This is a genomic window from Streptomyces sp. NPDC051364 (genome assembly GCF_040682115.1).
In the GTDB taxonomy this organism is placed as follows: domain Bacteria; phylum Actinomycetota; class Actinomycetes; order Streptomycetales; family Streptomycetaceae; genus Streptomyces.
The window spans coordinates 91,132-115,822 of the sequence record NZ_JBFBAH010000015.1; the positions used below are offsets into that span (position 1 = coordinate 91,132).

Genomic DNA, 24,691 nt, shown 5'->3' on the forward strand with positions numbered 1-24,691 from the left:
TCAACATGATCGAGGAGCTGTTCAACCCGGGGCGCAAGCACACGGACGAGGAGAAGAAGCGGCTGGAGCTGTCCCGGACCGACGTGAACGATCCGGGGCGCGGTCCGATAGACCTCGACTCCGGCAAGGTGCTCATACGCCCGGCCGAGCAGCCCCCGCAGGAGTGAGGGGCGCGAACAGCCGCAGCCGGTGGGCGAGGGCCGCTGCTTCGCCGCGGCCGGCGACGCCCAGCTTGGCCAGGATGTTCGAGACGTGCACGCTGGCCGTCTTCGGGGAGATGAAGAGCTCCTCGGCGATCTGGCGGTTGCTGTTGCCCGCCGCGACCAGGCGCAGTACGTCGCGCTCGCGGCTGGTCAGGCCCAGGGCCTCGACGGGGTCGGTGTCCGGTGCGGGCAGGGCCGGGGGTGTGTCGGCCTCGGTGAGCGGGAGCCGGGCGCGCTGGGCGAGCAGGGCCAGGTCCTCGCGGAGCCGGCGGGAGCCGAGCCGGTCCGCGGTGGCGTAGGCCTCGCGGAGCAGGACGGCGGCGGTCTCGCGGCAGCCGCCGGAGGCCAGCAGGGCCTCGGCGAGCCGGTGGCGGGCGCGGGCCAGCAGGTACGGGCGCTCCAGCGGGCGGACGGCCTGCTCGACGGCGGCCCAGTCGGCGGCGGTGTCCCGGTCCTCGGCGCGCAGCAGCTCCGCGCGGAAGAACTCGGCGTGGGCGGTCCACACGGGCACCGGGGTGGCCAGGGCGCGGGCGGCGCCGCGGAGCACGTCCAGGGCGGCTTCGCGGCCGGCGTCGGCAACGGGGAGTCCTCGGGCGTCCGCCTCGGCGGAGGCGGCGGCGAGCAGCAGCGGCCAGGCGTAGCGGTGGTGGCCGAGCGGGAAGCCGTGGGCAACCGCATCTGCGATCTCCGCGCGGACGTCGGCTATCCGGCCCTCCCCCGCGGCCACGCCGACCGCGAGGCGGTAGAGCGGTATGCGGTGCTGGGGCTGGCTGTCGTGGGTGCCGAAGTGGGCGTGGGCGGCGGCGAGCCGGCCGGTCGCCTCGGTCATTTCGCCGCGCGCCAGGGCCAGGTAGGACAGCCGTGCGGAGGCGGAACCGCGCGGAGCCGCGCTCTGGCCGACGCTCAGGGCGCGCCGGGCGGCTTCGGCTGCCTCGTCCCAGCGGCCGAGGTTGTACAGGCTCTCCGCCATGTTCCCGCTGAGCCAGGCCTCGGTGTCCAGCAGCCGGGACTTCTTGACGAGTTCGACCCCCTGTTCGGCCAGTTCCACGGCTTCGCGGGACCGGCCCGTACTTTCCAGCTGAGAGGTGAGGTTGATATGTGCACGTCCCGCCAGCATGACGAACCCCAGCTCCACGGATCGCTCCCGGACCGCGTGCATCTCGGCGAGGCCGCGCTCGGCGTCGCCGGAGTCGGTGAGCAGGGAGCCCACCGTGATCCGGGCGTTGAGCTCGATCTCCTCGGCCCCGACCATGCGGGCGTAGTCGACGGCGCGTTCCGCGGCGTCGAGGTTGCCGGGGCCGGGGTTGTGGAGCATGCCCCAGCCCGCGGCCCGGACCAGGACCTCGGCGTGCACCTGGGACGGGGGCAGCCCCTTGACGAGCTCCTGGGCCTTGGCGAGCTCCTCCCAGCCGTCGCCGCGGGCCAGGCTGGAGACGAGCCGGGAGCGCTCGGTCCAGAACCAGGCGGCCCGCAGCGGGTCCTGGTCCTCCTCCAGCAGGCGCAGCGCCGTCTTGGTGATCTTCAGGGCGCGTTCCCGTTCGCCGCCGAAGCGGGCGGCGACGGTCGCCTCGGCCAGCAGGTCGAGCCGCTGCAGCGGGGTGGTGGCCGGGTCGCAGCCGCACGGAGGGTACACATCGGTGTAGTCCACCGGGCGCAGCGCCTCGCGGACCTCCTCCGGCGCGCTCTCCCACAGGTCCAACGCCCGCTCCAGCAGCCGCAGCTGTTCGGAGTAGGCGTGCCGGCGGCGGGCGGCGACCGAGGCGGCGAGGACGGCGGGCAGCGCCTTGGCGGCGTCGTTGGCGTGGTACCAGTAGCTGGCCAGCCGGATGACCCCCTCCTCGGCTCGGATCAGCGAGCCGTCGGCCTCCATGGCCTCGGCGTAGCGGCGGTTGACGCGGGCGCGTTCGCCGGGCAGCAGGTCGTCGCTGACGGCCTCGCGGACCAGCGAGTGGCGGAAGCGGTAGCCGTCGCCGTCGGTGGTGGCGAGGAGGATGTTGGCGCCGACGGCGGCCCGCAGGGCCTCGATCAGCTCGTCCTCCGTCAGCCCGGCGACGGCGCGCAGGAGCGGATACTCGACGGTGGAGCCGCCCTCGGCGACGATGCGCACCACGCGCTGGGCGGCGTCCGGCAGCACCTCGACGCGCACGAGCAGCAGGTCGCGCAGGGACTCGGTGAGTCCGGCGCGGCAGCCGCTCTCCCGGCAGGCGACGAGTTCCTCGACGAAGAAGGCGTTGCCGTCGGAGCGGTCGAAGACGGAGTCCACGAAGGCCTCGTCGGGCTGCGCGGCGAGGATGCCGACGAGCTGGCGCCGCACCTCAGCCCGGTTGAAGCGGGGCAGTTCGATGCGCTGGACGGTGCGGAGCCGGTCCAGTTCGGCGAGCAGCGGGCGCAGCGGGTGGCGGCGGTGGACGTCGTCGGCCCGGTAGGTGGCGACGACGACGAGCCGACCGCTGGCGAGGGTGCGGAAGAGGTAGGAGAGCAGGTGCCGGGTGGAGGTGTCCGCCCAGTGCAGGTCCTCCAGGACGAGGACGACGGTGCGGTCGGCAGCGAGCCGCTCCAGCATCCGGGCCGTCAGTTCGAAGAGCCGGGCGGTGCTCTCCTCGTCGTGCGGGCCGCGGGGGGTGTCGCCGAGTTCGGGAAGGATCCGGGCGAGTTCGTCCTCCTGGCCGGCGGCCGCGGCCGCCAACTCCCCCGGGAGCTGCCGGTGCAGGGTGCGCAGGGCCGTCGAGAACGGGGCGAAGGGAAGTCCCTCCGCCCCGATCTCCACACAGCCTCCGACGGCCACGACCGCACCGCGGCGGGCCGCTTCGCAGAGGAACTCCTCGGTGAGGCGGGTCTTTCCGACCCCGGCCTCGCCCCCGATGAGCATCGCCTGCGGCTCCTGGCCCGCGGCGCGGGCCAATGCGTCGGTGAGTACCGCCAGTTCGTCGGCTCGGCCGACGAACACCGGGCTGACAGATCTGGTCTCCACGTCGCCGAGCATCGCACAGGATCCCGGGCCGACGGCACTCGTTATCGGTGCGCTTCTCATCACGTGCCGGTCCACGCGTTTCGTGGCGCGGGCTACGCGGCGCGGGTGAAGCGGCTGCGCTGCCCGCTCACCGGCCCTTCGGGTTCCTGGCTGCGAGAGGAGGCGCGGCGCGCCTTCTTGGCCTCCTGGACCCGGCGGTACGCATCTGCCTCGCGGATGAGGTCGGCGCGGCGGGCGGTGGCGATCTCGTACTCGAACATCTCGTACTCCCTGGTCTGCGTTTCTCGGCACCTCGTTCGGTGTGATCCAAGATTCGCGTCCCAGGGGGTGCCGGCACATCGGGCGCATGCCGCATCTGTACGGGGCAGGGGTCCTTAGGCCGCGGCCGAAGGACCCCGGGTCGGATCGGGAGTGCCTAGGAGGGGGTCCTAGGCAGGCGAAACGGGGGTCCTAGGCGGCCTTCGGGAGGGGAGCCAGGATGTCGAAGTACATGAGGCCGAAGAGCAGGACGCCCAGGGCGCCGAGCGCGACGGCGGCCCAGGAGACGGCGCGGACCCAGGTCGGGAGAGTGCGGCCGGGGGCGCCGAAGGCGGGGCGGGCCAGCACGAAGACGGCGAGGAGGAGGGCGAGGGTGGACAGGACGCCGTTGACGAGGGCGGTCATGTGCCAGGCGTCGCCGTACAGGGCCTCGATCTTCGCCTCGGTGGTGGCGGCGTTGACCGACTCGATCTGGCCCACGAGGGTCTGGCGCTCGGCTATGACGCGCGAGACCCAGCTGCCGCTGAGGGCGACGAGCCCGAGCCCGGCCGCGACGACGGCGGAGGCCGCGGCGCCGACGCCCTCGGACACCTTCTCGGTGTCGTCGAGGTCGTCGTGGAGCGCGTCCTCGAGCTCCTCGTCGGAGAGGGCGGGCTCGGTGGCCTCGGCGGTCTCCGCGGCGGGGGCGTCCTTGAGGTCGGCCTTGGCCTCGGCGGCCTCGGCGGCCTGGGGCTCGGCGGTGTCCGCCTCGGGAGCGGTCGGGTCGGCAGTCTTCGTGGTGTCCATGCGGGGCACCGTAGGCGGCTTGTCTGAGAGGTTTCTGAGAATGCGCCGACGCGGTCGGGCCGGGCCGGCCGCGGGCCCCGGACCGGGGCCGCGGCGGGTGGTGTCAGGCGGTGGGAACAGGCGGCCACTCGTGGGCGAGGACGGCCCAGATCTCGGTGTTCTGGCGGACGCCGCGGTACGGGTAGGCCTCGCGCAGGACGCCCTCGCGGGTCATCCCGAGGCGCTCCGCGACGGCGAGGCTCTTCTTGTTGGCGGAGGAGGCGTGCCACTCGGCGCGGTGCATGCCGCGCTCGTGGAAGGCCCAGTCGATCAGGACGCGGCAGGCCTTGGACACCAGGCCCCGGCCGGCCGCCGTCGGCTCCAGCCAGCAGCCGACCTCGCAGTTGCCCGACTCGGCATCGAAGGTCCGGAAGAGGACCCCGCCGACGAGGGTGCCGCCGACCCGGATGCCGTAGATCCGCCCGCCGTCGGCGGCCGTCTTCTGTGCGTACGTGGAGAGGAAGCCGCGCGCCGAGTCGAGGTCGGTGACGTAGTCGGCCAGGACGATGTGCTCGCCGATGAACTCCCGGCCGCGGTCCATGTGTGCCAGGAACTCCTCGGCGTGCCAGACCCCCAGCGGAAACAGCTGGGCGTCGTCGGCGAGGTCTATCGAGAACATGCGGCTTCTTCCTTGGGTCTCATACGGCGGGTTGCCGGATCACCGGGATGCGGTGGCGGGCTCGGCGCCGTCCTCGCTCGTGGCGGAGCCGGCACCGGGTCGCTGCGCCGGAAGTGTCGCACGCGAACGGCGCTCGGGGGGCTCGATGCTGATCTTGGGCAGCCTGCGGTCCAGCCAGGCGGGCAGCCACCAGTTGGCGCCGCCGAGCATGTGCATCAGCGCCGGGACGAGGAGGGTGCGCAGCACGAAGGCGTCGAGGGCGACTGCCGCGGCGAGAGCGATGCCGAACATCGCGATGATCCGGTCGCCGCTGAGCACGAAGGCCAGGAAGACGGAGATCATGATGACCGCCGCGGAGTTGATCACCCGGCTGGTCTCTGCGAGGCCGACGCGGACGGCCCGCCGGTTGTCGCCCGTCTCCAGCCACTCCTCGTACATCCGGCTGACCAGGAACACCTGGTAGTCCATGGACAGTCCGAAGAGGACCGACACCATGATCACCGGCAGGAAGGGCTCGATCGGACCGGCGCTGCCCAGGCCCAGCAGCTCACTGCCCCAGCCCCACTGGAAGATGGCGACGACGACGCCGAAGGAGGAGGCGACCGCCGCGACGTTCATGGCGGCCGCCTTGAGCGGAATGCCGAGGGACCGGAAGGCCAGCAGCAGCAGGACGCAGCCGAGGGTGATCACCACCCCGACGAACAGCGGCAGTTTCCCGACGATGACGTCGGCGAAGTCGTCGTAGCCCGCGGTCACACCGCCGACGTGGACGTCCATGGTGTTGCCGTGCCCGGCGCCCGGAATGACCTCCTCGCGCAGCGTCGTGACCAGCTCGCTCGTGGCCCGGGACTGCGGGGCGGAGTCCGGTACGACGGTCAGGACGGCGGTGTCCCCGCTCCGGTTGAAGACGGCCGGGCCGGCGGCGGCGACGCCTTCGGTCGCACGGAGCGCCTCGGCCAGGTGATCGACGGCTATCCGGTCCCCGGCGCCGTCGAGGCGGGAGACGACGGTGAGCGGACCGTTCATGCCGGGTCCGAAACCGTCGGCGAGCAGGTCGTAGGCCTGCCGGGTGGTGGAGCCGGCCGGGTTGTTGCCCTGGTCGGAGGTGCCCAGGTGGAGCGAGAAGGTGGGCAGCGCCAGCACCACCATGACCAGCGCGGCGACGGCGCCGAGCAGTTTGGGGTGCCGCTCCACGAAGGCCGACCAGCGGGCGGCGAACCCGGTGGGCGTCTCGGGCCGCGGACCCTCGGCCGCGAGCCGGCGGCGCTCGCGGCGCGAGAGGGCGCGCATGCCGATGTACGAGAGGAGGGCGGGCAGCAGCGTGACCGAGGCGGCGACGGTCAGCACCACCGTGAGGGAGGCGGCTATCGCGACGCCGTTCAGGAAGTTCAGCCGCAGCACCAGCATGCCGAGCAGCGCGATGCAGACGGTGGCCCCGGCGAAGACGACGGCCCGGCCGGTGGTGGCGACGGCGCGCTCGGCCGCCTCCTCGACGGGCAGGCCGCGCATGAGGCCCTTGCGGTGCCGGGTCACGATGAACAGCGCATAGTCGATGCCCACGCCGAGCCCGACGAGGGTGCCGAGCATCGGGGCGAAGTCGGCGACGGGCATGGCGTGCCCGAGGAGCGTGATGCCGAAGTAGGCGGTGCCGACGCTGACCAGGGCGGTCGCGATGGGCAGCAGGCTCGCGGCGAGCGAGCCGAAGGCGAGGAAGAGGACGAGGGCCGCGACGGCCACGCCGATGACCTCGGCGACGTGCGCGGTGGGCGCCTCGGTCAGGGCGATCGCCCGGCCGCCGAGCTCGACCTGAAGGCCGTCCGCCTCGGTGGCGGGGTTCTTCGCGGCGTCGACGACGGCCTCGGCCTGCGCCTTGGGTACGGAGTCGGCCTGCTGGTCGAACGTCACCACGGCATAGGCGGTGCGCCCGTCGGGGCTGATCTGCGCGGCGCTCTCGGGCCCCGCGCCGTAGGGGCCGGCGACCGAACCGACGCCGGGGAGCCCGGCGATGGCGTCGAGGGCCCTGGCCATGCGCTGCTGGACGTCGGGAGTACGGACGTTCTGATGCTCCGGGGCCCGCCACACGACGGTGTCGGTGTCCCCGCCGTGGCCGTGGAAGCCCGCCCGGAGGAGGGCATGGGCGCGGCTGGACTCGGTGCCGGGGACCTCGTAGTCGTTGGAGAACGCCGATCCGGCGGTCCCTGCGGCCGCGGCGGCGGCGCCGAGCGCGACCAGCCACAGGAGAACGGCTACCAGCCGGTGCCGCATGCACCACCGTGCGATCGCTGCCAACGGACGTGCTCCCTGGTGGTTCGGATCTTCACCGGGAGCTGCCCGACGCAAAGACACTGGAACTCGTGAAGGCCGGAAGCCCGGGGGATCGCCCCGGGTATCGACCAAGAAGGTATACACCGCCACGATCCCAGCGTTTCGTGATCGTTGGCCCCTTTCGTGTGCATAGTCACAGGGGCGCGGAGCCGCGCGGGACCAAGGTCATCCGCTCGACGGGCCGTCCGGCTCGTCGGCCCGGTAGCCCGGGACGGAGGGCCACCGGACGGTGAGGACCACCGCGTCCTCCTCCGCGTACCAGGAGTGGTCGACCCCGCGGCCCCAGACGACGTAGTCCCCCTGCTCGGCGAGGACGACGGTCCGGCCGGGGAACTCCAGCCGGAAGCGCCCGCTGATCAGCACCTGCAGCGCGGTGCGCTCCTCGCCCCGCACCCACTGGGCCCGCTCGTCGCCCTTCGGGTGGACTCCCCACTTGATCTCCACGTCCTTGCTGTGGCGCGGATCGGCGGGGTCCTTGAAGTGGCCGAGGAGCCAGCCGCGGTCGGTGGCGGCGTCCGGGGTGGCCTTGCCGGTGTAGATGGAGTCGTCGTTCACGGGCTGAGGCTAATGCAGTTGTGCGGGCGGGCGGACGGCTGGTGAGCTGGGCCGATGACGATGAATCCTGACGAACTGCTGAAGGTACGGGACCGGTACGACCGGGAGATGCGCCGCGACGCACTGCCGGACGCCGCGGAGGCCAGGGTGGAACGGGCGGGGGCGGTGGTACGGCAGACCGTGCCCGGGCCGGGGTGGAACGGCGTGCTCTGGTCCGACCTCGACGAGGAGACGGCGGACGCGGAGATCGCGGCGCAGGTGGCGCACTTCGCGGGGCGCGGGGCCGGCGACTTCGAGTGGAAGCTGTACGACCACGACCGGCCGGCGGATCTCGGGGACCGGCTGCGCGCGGCGGGCTTCGTCCCGGAGCCGGCCGAGACCCTGCTGGTGGGGCAGGTGGACGAACTCGCCGCACTGCAGGTGGAGCCGCCGGAGGGGATCACCCTGCGGGTGGTGACGGACGAGGCGGGCGTCGACCTGATGATGGACGTCCACACGAAGGCCTTCGGAACGGAGCGTCCCCGGATCCGGCACCTGCTGCTCACCCTGCTGAGGGAGGAGCCGGAGACCGTCGCGGCGGTGGTGGCGATGGCCGGGGACACCCCGGTCAGCGCGGCCCGCATGGAGATGCGCCCGGGCTCCTCCTTCGCGGGCCTCTGGGGCGGCGGCACCCTCCCGGAGTGGCGGGGCCGGGGCATCTACCGCCTCCTGGTCGCCCACCGGGCCCGCATCGCAGCGGAGCGCGGCATCCGCTACCTCCAGGTGGACGCGTCGGACGACAGTCGCCCGATCCTGCAACGCCTGGGCTTCACACGCCTGGGCACGACGGTGCCGTACGTCTGGACCGGGACCGCGTAGCCGCCCCCGCAGGGGACGGCCCACTTGGCCCGCCGGCCTTCCGGCCCCGGCGTCTCCCAGGCAAGATCGAGCCATGGAACGCATTGGACCGCCGCTGACCGGCGACGAGCGCGAGACCCTGCGCGCGTACCTCGACTACCACCGGGCCACCCTCGCCTGGAAGTGCGAGGGCCTCACCGACGAGGAGCTGCGGCGCCCCTCGTCGCCGCCGTCCACCCTCTCCCTGCTGGGCCTGGTCCGGCACATGGGCGAGGTCGAACGGCACTGGTTCCGCCGCACCCTGAACGGCGAGGACCTCCCCCACCTCTGGTCCGACACCCACGATTTCCAGGCCGCCTACGACGCCGCCGGCGCCACCCGCGAGGAGGCGTTCACCGCCTGGGAGGCGGAGGTCGCGCACGCCCGCCGCATCGAGGCGGCCGCCGAGTCCCTCGACGTGACGGCGTACGTGGCCAGCTGGAAGGAGGAGGCCTCGCTGCGCCTCGTCATGCTGCACCTGATCCATGAGTACGCCCGCCACAACGGCCACGCCGACTTCCTGCGCGAGGCCGTCGACGGCGCCACCGGAGCCTGACGGACCTGGCGGGACCGCCCAGACCCGGTCAGGCCCGCAGGCCCGCAGGCCCGAAGGCCCGTCAGGCGGCCCGCCAGTAGCCCAGACCGTTCACGCGCTGCTTCGGCAGGGCCAGTTCCTTGCGCAGGTACGCCGTCAGCGTGCGTGTCGTCGCCGTGTCGCAGGCGAGCCAGACGTACGCCGACGCCGGGTCCGCAACGAGCTCCGGGAGCTCCGCCTTCACCTGCTCCACCAGTGCCGAGCCCGTGCGCTCGACCCGCCTGATCTCGTGCCGGGCCGGGTCCAGCCGTACCGGCAGGTCGGCGTCCGACGCGTGCTGCGTCTCCAGCCAGATCGTCGCCGGGGTCTGCGGGTAGGCGTCCAGCAGGGAGTTGATCGCCGGGACCGAGGCCGGGTCGCCGATCACCAGCAGCCGCTCGGGCTCGGGCGCCGGGGCGGTGAAGCCGGTCCCCTGGACGGTGGCCTCGATGGTGTCTCCCGGCTTCGCGGCCCGCGCCCACGCACTCGCGGCGCCGTCGTGGAGCGCGAACTCCAGGCTGAACGTGCCCGCCGCCGGATCCGGGTCGACCAGGGTGTACGCCCGCGTGTGCGGCTTGCCCGCGCTCTCGAACCACAGCCGCACCCACATCGTCGGGTGGAGCGACTCGCCGGCCGCCGCGAGCAGTCCGCCGTCCGTCACGTGCACGCGACGGTAGTGCTCCGTGACGTCCTCCGCGCCCGTGACCGTGAACGTGAAGTCCTTGCCCCGCAGAAGCCGAAGGACCACGCCCTCCCAGCCCTTGCCGACGCCTCCCATGTGTGACCACCCCTCCCTTGAGCCCCTATAGTTAGGGCAGCCTAACCTAATGCATTGGGGGATGAGTGTGCGCCTTGTGACCAACGCCGACGACGCCGACGCGAACACCACCGGAGCGGACGCCACCGGAGCCGAAGCCGAAGCCGAAGCCGAAGCCTTCGAGCTCTACCGCGACGACTGGGGCATCCCCCACCTCCGCGCCGCCGACGCCGACCGCCTCGCCTACGCCCAGGGCCACACCACCGCCCTCGACCGCGCCTGGCAGCTGGAGGTCGAGCGCCACCGCGCCCAGGGCTCCAGCGCCGCCTTCCTCGGCCCGGAGTCCGTCGCCTGGGACCGGTTCGCCCGCCTGTCCCGGCTCGCCGACACCGCCCGCCGCTGCCACGAGGCGCTCGACCCCGACACCGCCGCCTGGGTGCGGGCCTACGTGGACGGCGTCAACGACGGGCTGGCCGAGGGCGCCGTCCGCGACGAGCGGTTCGCCCGTACCGGCCACACCCCCACCCCGTGGGAGCCGTGGGTCCCCCTCGCCATCTGGATCGCCACCCACATCCTCTTTGCCGGCTTCGCCACCAAGCTGTGGCGCGAGCGCGTGGCCCGCGCCCTCGGCGACGAGGCCGTCACCCTCTTCGCCACCGACGGCCCCGGCACCGCCGGCAGCAACGGCTGGCTGGTCCCCGGCGACCGGACCGCCACCGGCTCGGCGATCATCGCGGGCGACCCGCACCGGTTCATCGAGGACCCGGGCGTGTACCAGCAGATACGGCTCTCCTGCCCCGAGTACGACGTCCTCGGCCTGGCCGTCCCCGGCATCCCCGGCCTCGGCCACTTCGGGCACACCGGCAGCGCCGCCTGGGCGATCACCAACGCCATGTCCGACTACCAGGACCTGTACGCCGAGCAGCTCCGCACCGCCCCCGCCGCCCCCGGCGTGATCGAGGCCCTCGGCCCCGACGGCGCATGGGAGCCCGTCGCCCGGCACACCGAGACCATCACCGTCGCCGGCGCCGAACCGGTCGAGGTCGAGGTCCTGGAGACCGCGCGTGGCCCCGTCATCATCCGGGACGAGACGGACGGCGGCGGCCAGACCCTCGCCCTCCGCTACCCGCCCCGCGTCCGCCGCGACCTCGGCTTCGCCGTCCTCCCCGCCCTGCTGCGCGCCCGTACCGTCGCCGACATCGACCGCGCCTTCGACGGCTGGGCCGAGCCCGTCAACGTCGTCCACGCCGCCGACGCCGAGGGCGGCCTGCTGCACCGCGTCGCCGGCGCGGTCCCGCTGCGCCACCGGGCCAACCGGCTGCGCCCGGTGCCCGCCTGGGATCCGCAGTACGCCTGGCAGGGCTGGGCCGAGACCCCCGCCGAGCCCGTGCAGGGGTTCGCCGTCATGGCCAACGCCCGCGGCATCGCCTCGCCGCTCGGCGTGGAGTTCGCTCCCCCGCACCGCGCCGACCGCATCCGCGAGCTGCTCTCCGGCTCCGCGGACTGGACCCCGAAGGCGATGGCCGACGTACACCGGGACACCTACCTGGCCTCCGCCGAGCCGCTGCTGGCCCTGCTGCCCGCACTCGACGACCTCTCCCCCGAGGCCGCCGCGCTGCGCACCCGGCTGCTCGCCTGGGACCGCCACATGGCGGCCGAGAGCACCGACGCGACCGTCTTCTCGGCCTTCCGGACCGCGACCGTACGCCGCTTCGCCGCCGACCCCGTCTTCGCCGGACTCGCCGACGCCCCCTCCGGCCCGGAGGTGTTCCACCCCTGGCTGTACCTGGTCCCGAAGATCGGCTACGCCCTCGAAGGCCTGCTGACCACCACCCTCCTCCCCGGCCTCGACCGCGCGGCCCACGTCCGCGCCGCCCTGGAGGAGACGGCCGCCGCCGCCCGCCCCGACGCCCCCTGGTCGGAGGTCCACCGGCTGGCCCCCTGGTCGGCGCTCCCCGACCCGGAGGCCGAGTGGCCCGGCCTCGGCGGCGACCACGACTGCGTCAACGCCACCTCCACCGTCCCCGGGTTCACCGATCTCACCGCCCGTGCATCGTCGGCCCGTTACGTCTGGGATCTGGCCCGCCGCGAGGACAGCCTCTGGGCGGTCCCGCTCGGCGCGGACGGCGTCACCGGCTCGCCCCACCACCGCGACCAGCTGCCGTTCTGGGCGCAGTGCGAACTCGTCCCCGTCGTCACCGACTGGACCCGCCTCGCGAAGGAAACCTCCAGATGACCACGTCCACCCGCCGCCCCGTGCACACCCAGCTCGTCGAGGGCTTCGGCACGGTCACCATCACCCCCGTCGACCCCGCAGGGGACGCGGCCCTGATCCACAGCTGGGTCACCCAGGAGCGCGCCGCCTTCTGGGGCATGCGCGAGGCCGGCCGCGAGCTGGTCCAGGAGATCTACGAGGACGTCGACAGACGCACCACGCACCACGCGTTCATCGTCAGCCGCAACGGCGAGCCGGTCGGGCTCTTCCAGACGTACGACTGCGCCGAGGACCGCGTCAGCGAGTGCTACGAGGTCCAGCCGGGCGACACCGGCGTGCACCTGCTGATCAGCCCCGCCCAGGGGTCGCCCCAGCACGGCTTCAGCGCCGCCCTGATGAGCGCCTTCATGGGGTTCGTCTGGTCCGACGGCCGCACCCGCCGCGTGGTCGCCGAGCCGGACGCCCGCAACGAGAAGGCCATCGCCCGCCTCGAGCGCACCGGCTTCGTGCTCGGCCCGGAGATCGAGCTCCCCGAGATCGACCTGCCCGAGGTCTACCTGCCGGCCAAGCAGGCCCGCCTCGCCTTCCTCAGCACCCCGCAGGCCCGCTGACCGGGCGTCACGCCCACGGAGACGACGCAGGCCCCGCACCGACAGGTGCGGGGCCTCCGGGCGTTCAGGCAGGAGGGGATCAGCCCTCGGTCACGCCCAGGCGCTCCAGGATGAGCTCCTTTACGCGGGCCGCGTCGGCCTGGCCGCGGGTGGTCTTCATGACCGCGCCGACCAGGGCGCCGACGGCGGCGACCTTGCCGCCACGGATCTTGTCCGCGATGGCCGCGTTGCCCGCGATGGCCTCGTCCACGGCCGCGCCGAGCGCGCCCTCGTCCGAGACGACCTTCAGGCCGCGCTTCTCGACGACCTCGTCCGGGGTGCCCTCGCCGGCGAGGACGCCCTCGAGGACCTGGCGGGCCAGCTTGTCGTTCAGCTCACCGGCCGCGACCAGGGCCGCGACGCGCGCGACCTGCGCCGGGGTGATCGGCAGCTCGTCGACGACGACGCCCTGCTCGTTGGCGTTGCGGGCCAGCTCGCCCATCCACCACTTGCGGGCGGCCGTCGAGTCGGCGCCGGCCTCGATGGTGGCGACGATGGAGTCCACCGCGCCCGCGTTGAGGATCGACTGCATGTCGTGCTCGTTCACGCCCCAGTCCTCGCGGAGCCGGTTGCGGCGCACGCGCGGCATCTCGGGCAGACCGCCGCGCAGCTCCTCGACCCAGTCGCGGGCCGGGGCGACGGGGACCAGGTCGGGCTCCGGGAAGTACCGGTAGTCCTCGGCGTTGTCCTTGATGCGGCCGGCGGTGGTGGAGCCGTCCTCCTCGTGGAAGTGGCGGGTCTCCTGCACGATCGTGCCGCCGGACGAGAGCACCGCCGCGTGGCGCTGGATCTCGAAGCGGGCCGCGCGCTCGACGGAGCGCAGCGAGTTGACGTTCTTCGTCTCGCTGCGGGTGCCGAACTCGGACTCGGGGGTCGGGCGCAGCGACAGGTTCACGTCGCAGCGCATCTGGCCCTTGTCCATCCGCGCCTCGGACACGCCGAGCGCCTTGATGACCTCGCGCAGCTCGGCGACGTACGCCTTGGCGACCTCGGGGGCCCGCTCGCCCGCGCCCTCGATCGGCTTGGTGACGATCTCGATGAGCGGGATGCCGGCGCGGTTGTAGTCCAGCAGGGAGTGGGACGCGCCGTGGATACGGCCGGTGGCGCCGCCGACGTGCAGCGACTTGCCGGTGTCCTCCTCCATGTGGGCGCGCTCGATCTCCACGCGGAAGATCTCGCCGTCCTCCAGCTGGACGTCGAGGTAGCCGTTGAAGGCGATCGGCTCGTCGTACTGGGAGGTCTGGAAGTTCTTCGGCATGTCCGGATAGAAGTAGTTCTTCCGGGCGAAGCGGCACCATTCGGCGATCTCGCAGTGCAGCGCGAGGCCGATCTTGATGGCCGACTCGACGCCGATCGCGTTGACGACGGGCAGCGAGCCGGGCAGACCGAGACAGGTGGGGCAGGTCTGCGAGTTGGGCTCGGCGCCCAGCTCGGTCGAACAGCCGCAGAACATCTTGGTCTTGGTGCCGAGCTCGACATGGACCTCGAGGCCCATGACGGGGTCGTACGACGCGAGGGCGTCCTCGTACGACAGCAGTTCGGTGACGGTCACAGTGAAACTTCCCTCTCAGCCCAGCAGAACGTCGTCGTCGCCGAGGCGCTTCAGCTCGCGGTACAGGATCGCGAGGCCGGTGACGATGGCGGCGGCGGACACAACGGCGTCGACCAGCTTCAGCGTGTCGTGCTCGGAGCGGGCCTTCTTGGCCTGCTTGATCACGCTGAAGGCACCGAACGCGGTGGTGCCGATCGACAGGTACGTACCGGACTTGGACTTCTTGAAGCCCTTGGCCTTGGACAGTGCGCTACCACTCACAGCGACGGAGCCTCCTCAAGCAGCGGGTGACCCCAGCGCTCGACGAAGGCTGCCTCCACGGCGGCGCCGACCTTGTACAGCCGGTCGTCCTTCATCGCCGGGGCGATGATCTGCAGCCCGACCGGCAGGCCGTCCTCCGGTGCCAGGCCGCAGGGGAGCGACATGGCGGAGTTGCCGGCCAGGTTGGTCGGGATGGTGCACAGGTCCGCGAGGTACATCGCCAGCGGGTCGTCGGTGCGCTCGCCGATGGCGAAGGCGGTGGTCGGGGTCGTCGGGGAGACGATCACGTCGACCTGCTCGAAGGACTTCTCGAAGTCCTTGGTGATGAGCGTGCGGACCTTCTGGGCGGAGCCGTAGTACGCGTCGTAGTAGCCGGAGCTCAGCGCGTACGTACCGAGGATGATGCGGCGCTTGACCTCGTCGCCGAAACCGGCTTCGCGGGTGAGCGCGGTGACGTCCTCGGCGGACCTGGTGCCGTCGTCGCCGACGCGCAGGCCGTAGCGCATGGCGTCGAAGCGGGCCAGGTTCGAGGAGCACTCGGACGGCGCGATGAGGTAGTACGCGGCCATCGCGAGGTCGAAGGAGGGGCAGTCCAGCTCGACGATCTCGGCGCCCAGCTCCTTGAGGAGCTCGACCGACTCGTTGAAGCGCTGGACGACGCCGGCCTGGTAGCCCTCGCCGGCGAACTGCTTGACGACACCGACGCGCATGCCGGCGACGGAGCCGTTGCGGGCCGCCTCGACGACCGGCGGGACCGGGGCGTCGATGGAGGTGGAGTCCAGCGGGTCGTGGCCGGCGATGACCTCGTGGAGGAGCGCCGCGTCCAGGACCGTACGGGCGCAGGGCCCGCCCTGGTCGAGGGAGGAGGAGAAGGCGACCATGCCGTAGCGGGAGACACCGCCGTACGTGGGCTTCACGCCGACCGTGCCCGTGACGGAGGCGGGCTGGCGGATGGAGCCGCCGGTGTCCGTGCCGATCGCGAGGGGGGCCTGGAAGGCGGCCAGCGCGGCCGCGGAGCCGCCGCCGGAGCCGCCGGGGATCCGGGTGAGGTCCCAGGGGTTGCCGGTGGGCCCGTACGCGCTGTTCTCGGTGGAGGACCCCATGGCGAACTCGTCCATGTTGGTCTTGCCGAGGATGACGACGTCGGCTTCCTTGAGCTTGCGCGTCAGGGTGGCGTCGTACGGCGGGATCCAGCCTTCGAGGATCTTCGAACCGACGGTGGTCGGAACCCCGACGGTGGTGAAGATGTCCTTGAGGGCGAGCGGGACGCCGGCCAGCGGGCCGAGCTTCTCGCCGCGCTCGCGCTTGGCGTCGACGGCGCGCGCCTGGGCGAGGGCGCCCTCGCGGTCGACGTGCAGGAAGGCGTGGACCTTCTCGTCGGTCGCGTCGATGCGGGCCAGGTGGGCCTCGGTGACCTCGACGGCCGTGAGCTCGCCGGAGGCGATCTTCTCGGCGGTCTGGGCTGCCGTGAGCTTGATGATCTGGTCAGTCATGGTTGTTAGTCCTCCCCCAGGATCTGCGGCACCTTGAAACGCTGCTGCTCCTGGGCGGGAGCGCCGGAAAGCGCCTGCTCGGGGGTGAGCGACGGTCGGACCTCGTCCGCGCGCATGACGTTCGTCAGCGGCAGCGGGTGGGAGGTCGGCGGGACGTCTTGGTCGGCGACCTCGGAAACGCGGGCGACCGCGCCGATGATGTCGTCGAGCTGTCCAGCGAAGTGGTCGAGCTCTTCGCTCTTCAGCTCCAGACGTGCCAGCCGAGCGAGGTGGGCAACCTCCTCGCGCGTGATGCCAGGCATGCAGCGATCCTCTGGGGGTGGTGAGTGTGTAGTTTCGTGCCCAATCCTATGGGCCGGGCCCCGGACCCACGAAACCGTTTCCCACCAGGAGTCCCTGCGGGCCCGGCGCCGGCTGCCGCGCCGGCTACTGGGCCGGGGTTTCCGCGCCGGTCGGGGAGGCCGAGAGTTCCGCCGTGATGTCCGCCGGGCGGCGCCAGCCGCGTTCGCCGCGGGCCAGGAGCCAGGCCGTGGCCTCCTGCGGGGGCATGGCGGCTGCGACCAGCCAGCCCTGGACGGCGTCGCAGCCCAGGTCGCGCAGGCGCTCCCAGGTCTCGTCGTCCTCCACGCCCTCGGCGACGACGAGCAGTCCCAGCGAGTGCGCCAGGTCCACCGTGCAGCGCACGATCTCCGCGTCCTGCGCGTCCACCGCGAGCCGCGCCACGAACGAGCGGTCGATCTTCAGCTCGCTGACCGGCAGCCGCCGCAGGTGCACCAGGGAGGAGTAGCCCGTGCCGAAGTCGTCGAGCGACATCTTGACGCCGTGGCCCGTCAGGCCCGCCATGGTGTCGGCCGCCCGCTGCGGGTCCTCCAGCAGGACGTGTTCCGTTATCTCCAGCTGGAGCCCGCTCGCCGGGACCCCGTGCCGGGCCAGCCGGGCCGCGACCGCGCCCGCGAAGCCGGGCGTGTGGACGTCGCGCGGCGAGACGTTGACGGCGACGGGGACCTTCAGGCCCTGCGCCCGCCACCGCGCCACCTGGGCGAGGGCCGTCTCGAGGACGTACTCGGTGAGGTGCGGCATGAGCCCCGAGGTCTCGGCGATCGCGATGAACTCGTCCGGCGAGACCCTGCCCCGCTCCGGATGCACCCAGCGCACCAGGGCTTCGAGCCCGGCCACCTGGCCGTCGAAGCGGACCTTGGGCTGGTAGTGGAGTTCCACTTCACCGGCGTCGAGGGCCCGCCGCAGATCGCCGAGGAGGCCGAGGCGGTCGGGGGTGTTGCTGTCCCGCTTGGACTCGTACACCTCCACGCCCGTACGGTCCCGCTTCGCCTGGTACATCGCGACGTCGGCGCGGCGCAGCAGCCCCTCCGCGTCCAGCGCGTGGTCGGGGAAGACGGCGAGGCCGGCGCTGGCCTCCAGGACGAGGGTCAGGCCGTCCAGGTCGAGGGGCGAGCTGAGCTCGGCGACGAGGTGGCGGGCGACCCGCTGGGCGCTGGTGGTGGAGTCGGCGACGGGCAGGAGCACGGCGAACTCGTCGCCGCCGAGGCGGGCGGCCTCGGCGTCCTCGGGAAGGGCCTGGCGGAGCCGGTCGGCGATCTGCAGGAGCAGCCGGTCGCCGGCGAGGTGGCCCAGCGTGTCGTTGACCGCGCGGAACCGGTCCAGGTCGATCAACACAAGAGCTGACCGGGTGCCCAAACGTTCAGCCTCGTCCAGAGCGGACCACGCCCGCTCCAGGAGCCACTGCCGGTTCGGCAGCCCGGTCAGCGGATCGCGCAGCTGTTCCTCGGCGCGCGCCCGGGCGATCCACAGGGTGGAGTCGAGGGCGATCAGCGGTACGGCGAACAGCGGCAGCAGCACCGGCTGCGTCACGGCGACCACGCAGATCAGCGGGGCGATGCCGAGCAGGGCGACGGCTACTAAGGCCTGCCGGAGCAGGGCCGTGCGGGCGACGGTGGGCAGGGCGCCGCCGCGCGGGGTCAGCGCGAGCCACAGCAGCACCTTGGTGACCAGCAGGTAGGCCAGGGCCACCAGGACGATCTCGGGGACCGCCTCCGGCCCCCAGGTGGTGGGCCGCCACGGCGTCTCGACGCTCGGCGCCTCGCCGAACGCGGCGAGTACGAGGGCCCCCGCGCCGATGCCGAGGATGTCGGTGGCGCCGTGCAGCAGCCCTTGGCGCCAGCGGTGCCGGCGCGCGGCCCCGACCAGGGAGACCACCGCGAGGGAGACGAGTCCCGCGGGCACCCACCCGTACAGGATGAGCACGCCGAGGGTGAGGGCCGCGCCCGACCCGGTGCCGCCCCACCAGCGGTCCCGGCCCAGCGCGACCAGGTGGCCGACGATGATGCCGGTCAGCAGGGCGAGCGCCCAGCCGACCGGGCCGCCGGGGAACAGGGCATGACGGTCACTCAGCGCGGAGACGATGCCGGCCGCGAGGGCCACGGCGGACAGGCCCACGACGATGAAGGGCAGCACGGTGCGCTGCGCCGCTCCGCCCGATCCCGCGCCGGTGTCGAGCGGGTGGATGTCCGGCGTCCTGGAACGCAGGACGCCGAGCCGGCCCGCCCGCATGGACGGGATCTCCCCGCCGACATCAGGTGACGGGTCGGCGCTTTCGGTGGGTTTCATGCCCGTCCCTCTCACAGCCGGCAATGCCGATGCCACGCGATGGCCCCGATGTCATGCCATCACGGCTGGAATCGCATCACGCAGCCGTGCACGACAGGCGCACCCCTCAACAGTAGGACGCGAGAGGCTCCCAGGGGCAGCGGTCGGCGGCGGTTGCCCGAATGCGACCCAGCCATCCTCATCAGTACGGTATCCGCCGAACGGGTGAGTTTGGACCAGGATCCTCGGGTCACCCATCCGATGATCCGACAGGTCACCGCCCTGCGAACAGCCCTGTACCAGCCTTTTACCACCGGGCGTTGCGCCTGGCGTGCGCCCGCCCGTACGGCCGCACACCACGCATCCGTTCGCCTGAGCCACTTTCCCTGTACGCGTCCCGCCGTGTCGTTCAGGGGGTGTTACTCCGCTTCGGCGGCGCCGTCCACCGGGAGCGCCGCCTCGCGTGCCGCGTCGGGGCCCTGTTCGAGGAGCACCGCGAAGCCCGCGTCGTCGAGGACGGCCAGCTTCAGCTGCATCGCCTTGTCGTACTTGGAGCCCGGGTTCTCACCGACCACGACGAAGGAGGTCTTCTTCGAGACGGAGCCGGTCACCTTGGCGCCGCGGCTCTGCAGGGCCTCCTTCGCGCCGTCCCGCGTGTGGCTCTGCAGAGTGCCGGTGACGACGACGGTCAGGCCCTCCAGCGGGCGCGGGCCCTCCGCCTCGCCGGAACCTTCCTCCTCCATCCGGACACCGGCCTCCCGCCACTTGCGCAGGATCTCCTGGTGCCAGTCGACGGCGAACCACTCCTTGACCGCCGCCGCGATGATCTGCCCGACGCCCTCGGTGGCGGCGAGCTCCTCCTCGGTGGCCTGCTCGATCCGCTCGATGGAACGGAACTCGCGGGCCAGGGTCTCCGCCGCGACGGGGCCCACGTGCCGGATCGACAGGCCGTTGATGAACCGGGCCAGCGGGCGGTCCTTGGCGGCCGCGATGTTCTCCAGCATGGCCAGGGCGTTCTTCTTCGGCTCGCCCTTCTGGTTGGCGAAGACCGTGACGATCTTCTCCTCGCCGGTCTTCGGGTCGCGCTTGGGCAGCCCGCTGTCGGCGTCCAGGACGTACGCCTTGATGGGCAGCAGCTGCTCGATGGTGAGGCCGAACAGGTCGCCCTCGTCGAGCATCGGCGGCTCGGCCGGCTCCAGCGGGTTGGTGAGCGCGGCCGCGGCCACCGCGCCGAAGTTCTCGATGTCCAGGCACTGGCGGCCGGCCAGGTAGAACAGCCGCTCGCGCAACTGGGCGGGGCACGTCTGCCCGTTGGGGCAGCGGAGGTCGATGTCGCCCTCCTTCATCGGCCGCAGCGCCGTCCCGCACTCGGGGCACTCGGCCGGCATGACGAACTCGCGCTCGGTGCCGTCGCGCAGGTCCACCACGGGGCCGAGGATCTCGGGGATGACGTCGCCGGCCTTGCGCAGCACCACGGTGTCCCCGATGAGCACGCCCTTGGCCTTGACGACCTCCTGGTTGTGCAGGGTCGCGAACTCGACCTCCGAGCCGGCCACCGTCACCGGCTCCACCTGCGCGTACGGGGTCACCCGGCCGGTGCGGCCCACGCCGACCTTGATGTCCACCAGCTTAGTGTTGACCTCTTCGGGGGCGTACTTCCAGGCGATCGCCCAGCGCGGGGCGCGGGCCGTGGAGCCGAGCCGGCCCTGGAGCGGGATCTCGTCGAGCTTGACGACGACGCCGTCGATCTCGTGCTCCACCGAGTGCCGGTTCTCGCCGAAGTACGCGATGAACTCGCGGACCTCCGCGAGCGAGGACACCGCCTTGTTGTGCCGTGCCGTGGGCAGGCCCCACTCACTGAGCAGCTCGTACGCGTGCGAGAGCTTGTCGATGTCGAAGCCGGAGCGCGCGCCGATGCCGTGCACCACCATGTGCAGCGGGCGGGTGGCGGTGACCTTCGGGTCCTTCTGGCGCAGCGAACCGGCCGCCGCGTTGCGCGGGTTGGCGAAGGGCTTGTCGCCGGCCTCGACGAGCCGGGCGTTGAGCTCCTCGAACTTCTCCATCGGGAAGAAGACCTCGCCGCGGATCTCCACAAGCTCCGGGATCCGGTCGCCCTTGAGGCGGTCCGGGATCTCGGCGATGGTGCGGACGTTGGGCGTGATGTCCTCGCCGGTGCGGCCGTCGCCGCGGGTGGCGGCCCGGGTGAGGCGGCCCTTCTCGTAGGTGAGGTTGACGGCGAGGCCGTCCACCTTGAGCTCGCACAGGTAGTGGAAATCGGGGGTGTTGACGTCCCGGGCCACCCGCTCGGCCCAGGCCGCCAACTCCTCGTCGTCGAAGGCGTTGTCGAGGGAGAGCATGCGCTCCCGGTGCTCGACGGACGTGAAGTCCGTCGCGTACGCCCCGGCCACCTTCTGGGTGGGCGAATCGGGCGTGCGCAGCTCCGGGTACTGCTCCTCCAGCGCCTCCAGCGAGCGCAGCAGCTTGTCGAACTCGGCGTCGCTGACGACCGGCTGGTCGTTCACGTAGTACCGGAAGCGGTGCTCCTCGACCTGCTCGGCCAGCAGCGCGTGCTGCTCACGCACCGCCGCCGGTGCGGCCGTGCCGTCGCCGGCCTGCTTCTGTTCGGCTGCCATGCCGTGTCCTCCCGTGGCCCGTCTGCTTACGTCACTCAGGGTTGTCGGCGAGCGACCTCGCCGCCCTGACGCAGTGCGCCTGCACCGCGCGGGCGTAGGCGGGCGAGGCGCCCGCCAGACCGCACGACGGGGTGACCACGACGGACTCCGCCAGAGTCCCCGGGGCCAGCCCCAGCCTGCGCCAAAGCTTCCTGACACCCATGACGCTACCGGCAGGGTCCGACAACGGGGCGTCGGTGCCCGGCACCACTCCGGCGAAGAGTTTCGTACCGCTTTCGACGGCCTCCCCGATGGCGTCGTCCTCGCGCTCGGTGAGCAAGGAGAAATCGAACGACACGCCCGTGGCGCCGGCCCGCCGGAGCAGCCCGAACGGCACCTCGGGGGCGCAGGAGTGGACGACGACCTCCCCGTCGTGGACGGCGAACAGCTCGCGCAGGGTGCCCTCGACGACCTGCCGGTCCACGGCCCGGTACGTGCGGTACTTGCTCGCGGACCGTACGCGTCCCAGCAGCACCGCGGTCAAGGACGGCTCGTCGAGCTGGAGCACGATCTCGGCGCCGGGGATGCGCCTGCGTACGTCGGCCAGGTGGTCGCGCAGGCCCTCCGCGAGGGATCCGGCCAGGTCGCGGCAGGCGCCGGCGTCCTGGAGCACGGCCTCGCCGCCGTGCAGTTCGAGGGCGGTGGCGAGGGTCCACGGCCCGACGGCCTGGACCTTGAGCTTGCCCGTGTACCCCTGGGTGAACTCCTCGAGCGCGTCCAGGTCCTCGCCCAGCCAGGAGCGGGCCCGCTTCGAGTCCCGTCCCGGGCGGTCGCTGATCCGCCAGCCGCTGGGCTCGACGTGGGCGTACATGTCGACGAGCAGCCCGAGGGAGCGGCCGATCATGTCCGCGCCGGGCCCGCGGGCGGGCAGCTCGGCCAGGTACGGGAACTCCTCGAAGGAGCCGGTGACGGTCTTGGCAGCCTCGCGGGCGTCGCCGCCGGGGAGGGAGCCGACGCCGGTGGCGCTCGCGGTCATCGGCCGGGCCTGACGCTCAGGTCGTTGACCTCGGCGTCGCGCGGCAGGTCGACGGCCATCAGGATCGTGGTGGCCACGGACTTGGGGTCGATCCAGGCGGAGGGGTCGTACTCCTTGCCCTCCTGGGAGTGGACCTTGGCCTGCATCGCGGTCGCGGTCCGGCCGGGGTAGACGGAGGTGACGCGGATGCCGTTCTGCTTCTCCTCGGCGCGCAGCGAGTCGGCGAGCGCCTTGAGCCCGTGCTTGGACGCGGCGTACGCGCTCCAGTCGGCGTGGGCGGCGAGACCGGCGCCGGAGTTCACGAAGACCACGGTGGCGCGGGAGGCGCGCAGGGTGGGCAGCAGCAGCCGGGTGACCTCGGCGGGGGCGATCAGGTTCACGTTGAGCTGCTGCTGCCAGGTCTTGGGGCGCAGCTCGCCGACGGGGCCGAGGTCGACGATCCCGGCGATGTGCAGGAGGGAGTCGATCCGCTCCGGGATCGCCTGCTTGGAGAAGGCCCACGACAGCCGGTCGGGGTCGGCGAGGTCCCCGACGAGGGCGCGGGAGCCGGGGTAGCGCTCGACGAGCTGCTTGCCGCGGGCGGCGTCGCGGGCGAGCAGGACGAGGTCGTCGCCGCGGGCGTGCAGCCGGGCGGCGACGGCGGCGCCGATGCCTGCCCCGGTACCGGTGATCAGGTGAGTAGCCATACGCCCCATGCTCGCACCCCCGGCGCGCTGATCCGGGCCCCGGTCAGCCACCGGCCGACCCGCCCGGCAGGGGCATCAGAGACCGGCTTCGGCGCGCAGGCGGGCCGCCGTCTTCGTGGCGTCGTATCCGGGCGGGACGCCGTCCACCAGGATGACCTCGCCCGGGATGTGGCGGGTGCGGAGCGGGATCAGGGCCTGGTAGGCCGGGGAGGCGTACCAGGCACGGGCCCGCTCGATGTCCGGGAAGGCGAGGAGCACCACGGTCCCGGGGAAGGGGCCTTCCATGACCTCGGCCTGCGCGCCGTGGACGAGGAAGCGGCCCTCGAAGGGGTCCATCGTCGACTGGATCTCCTCGATGTAGTGGAGGATCTCCTCGTTCATGCTCTCGGGCCGGATGTGGGCGATGGCGTAAGCGGTCATGGTCGTGGCCTCCGCGCTCTCAAGTGGCTTTCCGGATCGGACTGTTGATCCGATCCTGCCAAGCCGGGGAGCCGAAGGCCATGACCTCCGGGGTCATGCCGCCGCGGCCGCCGGGGTGCCGGGCCGGAAGGTCCGGCGGTAGGCGATCGGCGAGATGCCGAGGGCGGTCCGCATGTGCTGGCGCAGCGAGTTGGCGGAGCCGAAGCCCGCCCGGTGCGCGACCAGGTCGACCGGGAGATCGCTTGACTCCAGCAACTGGCGGGCGACTTCGAGGCGTTGGACGGTGAGCCACTGCACCGGGGTCATGCCGACCTCGTCACGGAACCGCCGGGTGAAGGTGCGCAGGCTCATCCGGGCGTGGGCGGCCAGCTCGGCCAGCGTGACCGGCTCGGCGAGCCGCTCCAGGGCCCAGGCGCGGGCGGCGGTGGTGGTGGCGACGGTGGGTTCGGGGACGGGCCGGTCGATGTACTGGGCCTGCCCGCCGTCCCGCCACGGCGGTACGACGCACAGCCGCGCGGCGCGGTTGGCGGCGGCGGTGCCGTGGTCTGCCCGGATCAGGTAGAGGCAGAGGTCGATGCCGGCGGCGACGCCCGCCGAGGTCAGGATGTCCCCGTCGTCGACGAAGAGCACGTCCTCGTCGAGGAGGACGCGCGGGAAGGCCCGCTGGAACTCCGGCGCGTGCGCCCAGTGCGTGGTGGCACGCCGGCCGTCGAGCAGCCCGGCGGCGGCGAGCACCTCGGAGCCGGTGCAGATGGACACGGTCCGGGTGCCGGGCCGGATGCCGGCGAGGGCGTCGACCAGGGCCGGCGGCAGGGGCTCGCCGCGCCGGAGCCCAGGCATGGCGTGGGTGGGCGGGACGATCACGGTGTCGGCCGCGGCGAGCGCCTCGGGGCCGGCCGTGACGCCGATGGTGAAGCCTGCGTCGCTGGTCACGGGCAGGCCGTCGGCGGTGCAGACGGTGACCTCGTACAGCGCGCCGCCATCCTCCGCGTGGGCGTTGCCGAACACGCGCGACGGCATTCCGAGCTCGAACGGGGCGACGCCCTCGAGGGCGAGTACGGCGATTCGATGCAAACCGGGCATGGCCAGATCCTGTCACATGGTGGCCGTACGGCCAACACCACGCGGGGCCGGGTGCGGCCAAGCTGATGTCACCGGCCGGGAAAAACCGGCACGGAGCACCCCGAGCAACACCAAAG

The 24,691-nt window shown here is 72.6% G+C and carries 22 protein-coding genes; 5 read left to right on the plus strand and 17 right to left on the minus strand.

The genetic code is table 11. The features are described from left to right. Positions 1 to 5 precede the first annotated feature (5 nt). Positions 6 to 167 (plus strand): DUF6191 domain-containing protein, encoded by a 162-nt coding sequence (locus AB0M76_RS27635; protein WP_365955484.1) that lies wholly within the window; start codon positions 6 to 8, stop codon positions 165 to 167. On the opposite strand, the gene AB0M76_RS27640 is transcribed toward AB0M76_RS27635, so the two are convergent. The 6 genes from AB0M76_RS27640 to AB0M76_RS27665 all read right to left on the minus strand — a co-directional run bounded on the left by AB0M76_RS27640 (position 133) and on the right by AB0M76_RS27665 (position 7,756). After that, the gene (locus AB0M76_RS27640) at positions 133 to 3,186 is read right to left on the minus strand and encodes an AAA family ATPase (RefSeq protein ID WP_365955426.1); all 3,054 of its coding nucleotides are present in this window, start codon (positions 3,184 to 3,186) and stop codon (positions 133 to 135) included. The genes AB0M76_RS27635 and AB0M76_RS27640 overlap by 35 nt on opposite strands. 80 nt (positions 3,187 to 3,266) lie before the next feature. Next, positions 3,267 to 3,434 (minus strand): hypothetical protein, encoded by a 168-nt coding sequence (locus tag AB0M76_RS27645; RefSeq protein ID WP_168724336.1) that lies wholly within the window; start codon positions 3,432 to 3,434, stop codon positions 3,267 to 3,269. A 190-nt stretch (positions 3,435 to 3,624) separates the two neighbouring features. Next, positions 3,625 to 4,218 (minus strand): hypothetical protein, encoded by a 594-nt coding sequence (locus tag AB0M76_RS27650; protein ID WP_365955427.1) that lies wholly within the window; start codon positions 4,216 to 4,218, stop codon positions 3,625 to 3,627. A 103-nt stretch (positions 4,219 to 4,321) separates the two neighbouring features. Beyond that, a complete protein-coding gene (locus AB0M76_RS27655; RefSeq protein WP_365955428.1) occupies positions 4,322 to 4,876 on the minus strand; it encodes a GNAT family protein in 555 nt (184 codons plus the stop codon). A gap of 39 nt (positions 4,877 to 4,915) precedes the next feature. Next, complete coding sequence (locus AB0M76_RS27660) at positions 4,916 to 7,165, minus strand: MMPL family transporter (protein WP_365955429.1); 2,250 nt, start codon at positions 7,163 to 7,165, stop codon at positions 4,916 to 4,918. Positions 7,166 to 7,366: 201 nt separating this feature from the next. After that, positions 7,367 to 7,756, minus strand: a complete 390-nt coding sequence (locus tag AB0M76_RS27665; protein ID WP_030295063.1) for a signal peptidase I — start codon at positions 7,754 to 7,756, stop codon at positions 7,367 to 7,369. A 60-nt stretch (positions 7,757 to 7,816) separates the two neighbouring features. On the opposite strand from AB0M76_RS27665, the gene AB0M76_RS27670 reads away from it, so the two are divergent. Beyond that, the gene (locus AB0M76_RS27670; protein WP_365955485.1) at positions 7,817 to 8,614 is read left to right on the plus strand and encodes a GNAT family N-acetyltransferase; all 798 of its coding nucleotides are present in this window, start codon (positions 7,817 to 7,819) and stop codon (positions 8,612 to 8,614) included. A 73-nt stretch (positions 8,615 to 8,687) separates the two neighbouring features. Then, positions 8,688 to 9,188 (plus strand): DinB family protein, encoded by a 501-nt coding sequence (locus AB0M76_RS27675; RefSeq protein WP_365955430.1) that lies wholly within the window; start codon positions 8,688 to 8,690, stop codon positions 9,186 to 9,188. A gap of 61 nt (positions 9,189 to 9,249) precedes the next feature. Here AB0M76_RS27675 and AB0M76_RS27680 read toward each other — a convergent pair whose 3' ends face one another. Then, on the minus strand, positions 9,250 to 9,984 hold the full coding sequence (locus AB0M76_RS27680) for a siderophore-interacting protein (protein ID WP_365955431.1): 735 nt from the start codon (positions 9,982 to 9,984) through the stop codon (positions 9,250 to 9,252). 61 nt (positions 9,985 to 10,045) lie between these two features. Between AB0M76_RS27680 and AB0M76_RS27685 the strand changes: the two genes are divergently transcribed. Both AB0M76_RS27685 and AB0M76_RS27690 read left to right on the plus strand, forming a co-directional pair. Then, a complete protein-coding gene (locus AB0M76_RS27685; RefSeq protein ID WP_365955433.1) occupies positions 10,046 to 12,199 on the plus strand; it encodes a penicillin acylase family protein in 2,154 nt (717 codons plus the stop codon). Next, positions 12,196 to 12,789: a GNAT family N-acetyltransferase gene (locus tag AB0M76_RS27690; RefSeq protein ID WP_365955434.1), complete on the plus strand. Its 594-nt coding sequence runs from the start codon at positions 12,196 to 12,198 to the stop codon at positions 12,787 to 12,789. Before AB0M76_RS27685 ends, AB0M76_RS27690 begins: the two co-directional genes overlap by 4 nt. Before the next feature lie 79 nt (positions 12,790 to 12,868). On the opposite strand, the gene gatB is transcribed toward AB0M76_RS27690, so the two are convergent. The 10 genes from gatB to AB0M76_RS27740 all read right to left on the minus strand — a co-directional run bounded on the left by gatB (position 12,869) and on the right by AB0M76_RS27740 (position 24,575). Beyond that, positions 12,869 to 14,380 carry an Asp-tRNA(Asn)/Glu-tRNA(Gln) amidotransferase subunit GatB gene (gatB, locus tag AB0M76_RS27695; RefSeq protein WP_365955435.1) on the minus strand — a complete coding sequence of 504 codons (1,512 nt, stop codon included), beginning with the start codon at positions 14,378 to 14,380 and terminating at the stop codon, positions 12,869 to 12,871. A gap of 15 nt (positions 14,381 to 14,395) precedes the next feature. Then, a complete protein-coding gene (locus tag AB0M76_RS27700; RefSeq protein WP_266625181.1) occupies positions 14,396 to 14,641 on the minus strand; it encodes a hypothetical protein in 246 nt (81 codons plus the stop codon). Next, a complete protein-coding gene (gene gatA / locus AB0M76_RS27705; RefSeq protein ID WP_266997168.1) occupies positions 14,638 to 16,134 on the minus strand; it encodes an Asp-tRNA(Asn)/Glu-tRNA(Gln) amidotransferase subunit GatA in 1,497 nt (498 codons plus the stop codon). The genes AB0M76_RS27700 and gatA overlap by 4 nt, the downstream gene beginning before the upstream one ends. 5 nt (positions 16,135 to 16,139) lie before the next feature. Then, positions 16,140 to 16,436, minus strand: coding sequence for an Asp-tRNA(Asn)/Glu-tRNA(Gln) amidotransferase subunit GatC (gatC, locus tag AB0M76_RS27710; protein ID WP_007266718.1), 297 nt, complete (start codon positions 16,434 to 16,436; stop codon positions 16,140 to 16,142). 124 nt (positions 16,437 to 16,560) lie between these two features. Next, on the minus strand, positions 16,561 to 18,603 hold the full coding sequence (locus AB0M76_RS27715) for a bifunctional diguanylate cyclase/phosphodiesterase (protein ID WP_365955486.1): 2,043 nt from the start codon (positions 18,601 to 18,603) through the stop codon (positions 16,561 to 16,563). A 554-nt stretch (positions 18,604 to 19,157) separates the two neighbouring features. After that, the gene (ligA, locus tag AB0M76_RS27720) at positions 19,158 to 21,371 is read right to left on the minus strand and encodes an NAD-dependent DNA ligase LigA (protein ID WP_365955436.1); all 2,214 of its coding nucleotides are present in this window, start codon (positions 21,369 to 21,371) and stop codon (positions 19,158 to 19,160) included. A gap of 31 nt (positions 21,372 to 21,402) precedes the next feature. Beyond that, positions 21,403 to 22,386, minus strand: a complete 984-nt coding sequence (locus AB0M76_RS27725) for a methionine synthase (RefSeq protein WP_365955437.1) — start codon at positions 22,384 to 22,386, stop codon at positions 21,403 to 21,405. Next, on the minus strand, positions 22,383 to 23,072 hold the full coding sequence (locus tag AB0M76_RS27730; RefSeq protein WP_365955438.1) for an SDR family oxidoreductase: 690 nt from the start codon (positions 23,070 to 23,072) through the stop codon (positions 22,383 to 22,385). The genes AB0M76_RS27725 and AB0M76_RS27730 overlap by 4 nt, the downstream gene beginning before the upstream one ends. A gap of 75 nt (positions 23,073 to 23,147) precedes the next feature. Continuing rightward, positions 23,148 to 23,492, minus strand: a complete 345-nt coding sequence (locus tag AB0M76_RS27735; RefSeq protein WP_365955439.1) for a DUF1330 domain-containing protein — start codon at positions 23,490 to 23,492, stop codon at positions 23,148 to 23,150. Between the two features lie 93 nt (positions 23,493 to 23,585). After that, positions 23,586 to 24,575: a helix-turn-helix domain-containing protein gene (locus tag AB0M76_RS27740; protein WP_365955440.1), complete on the minus strand. Its 990-nt coding sequence runs from the start codon at positions 24,573 to 24,575 to the stop codon at positions 23,586 to 23,588. Between the last annotated feature and the right edge of the window lie 116 nt (positions 24,576 to 24,691).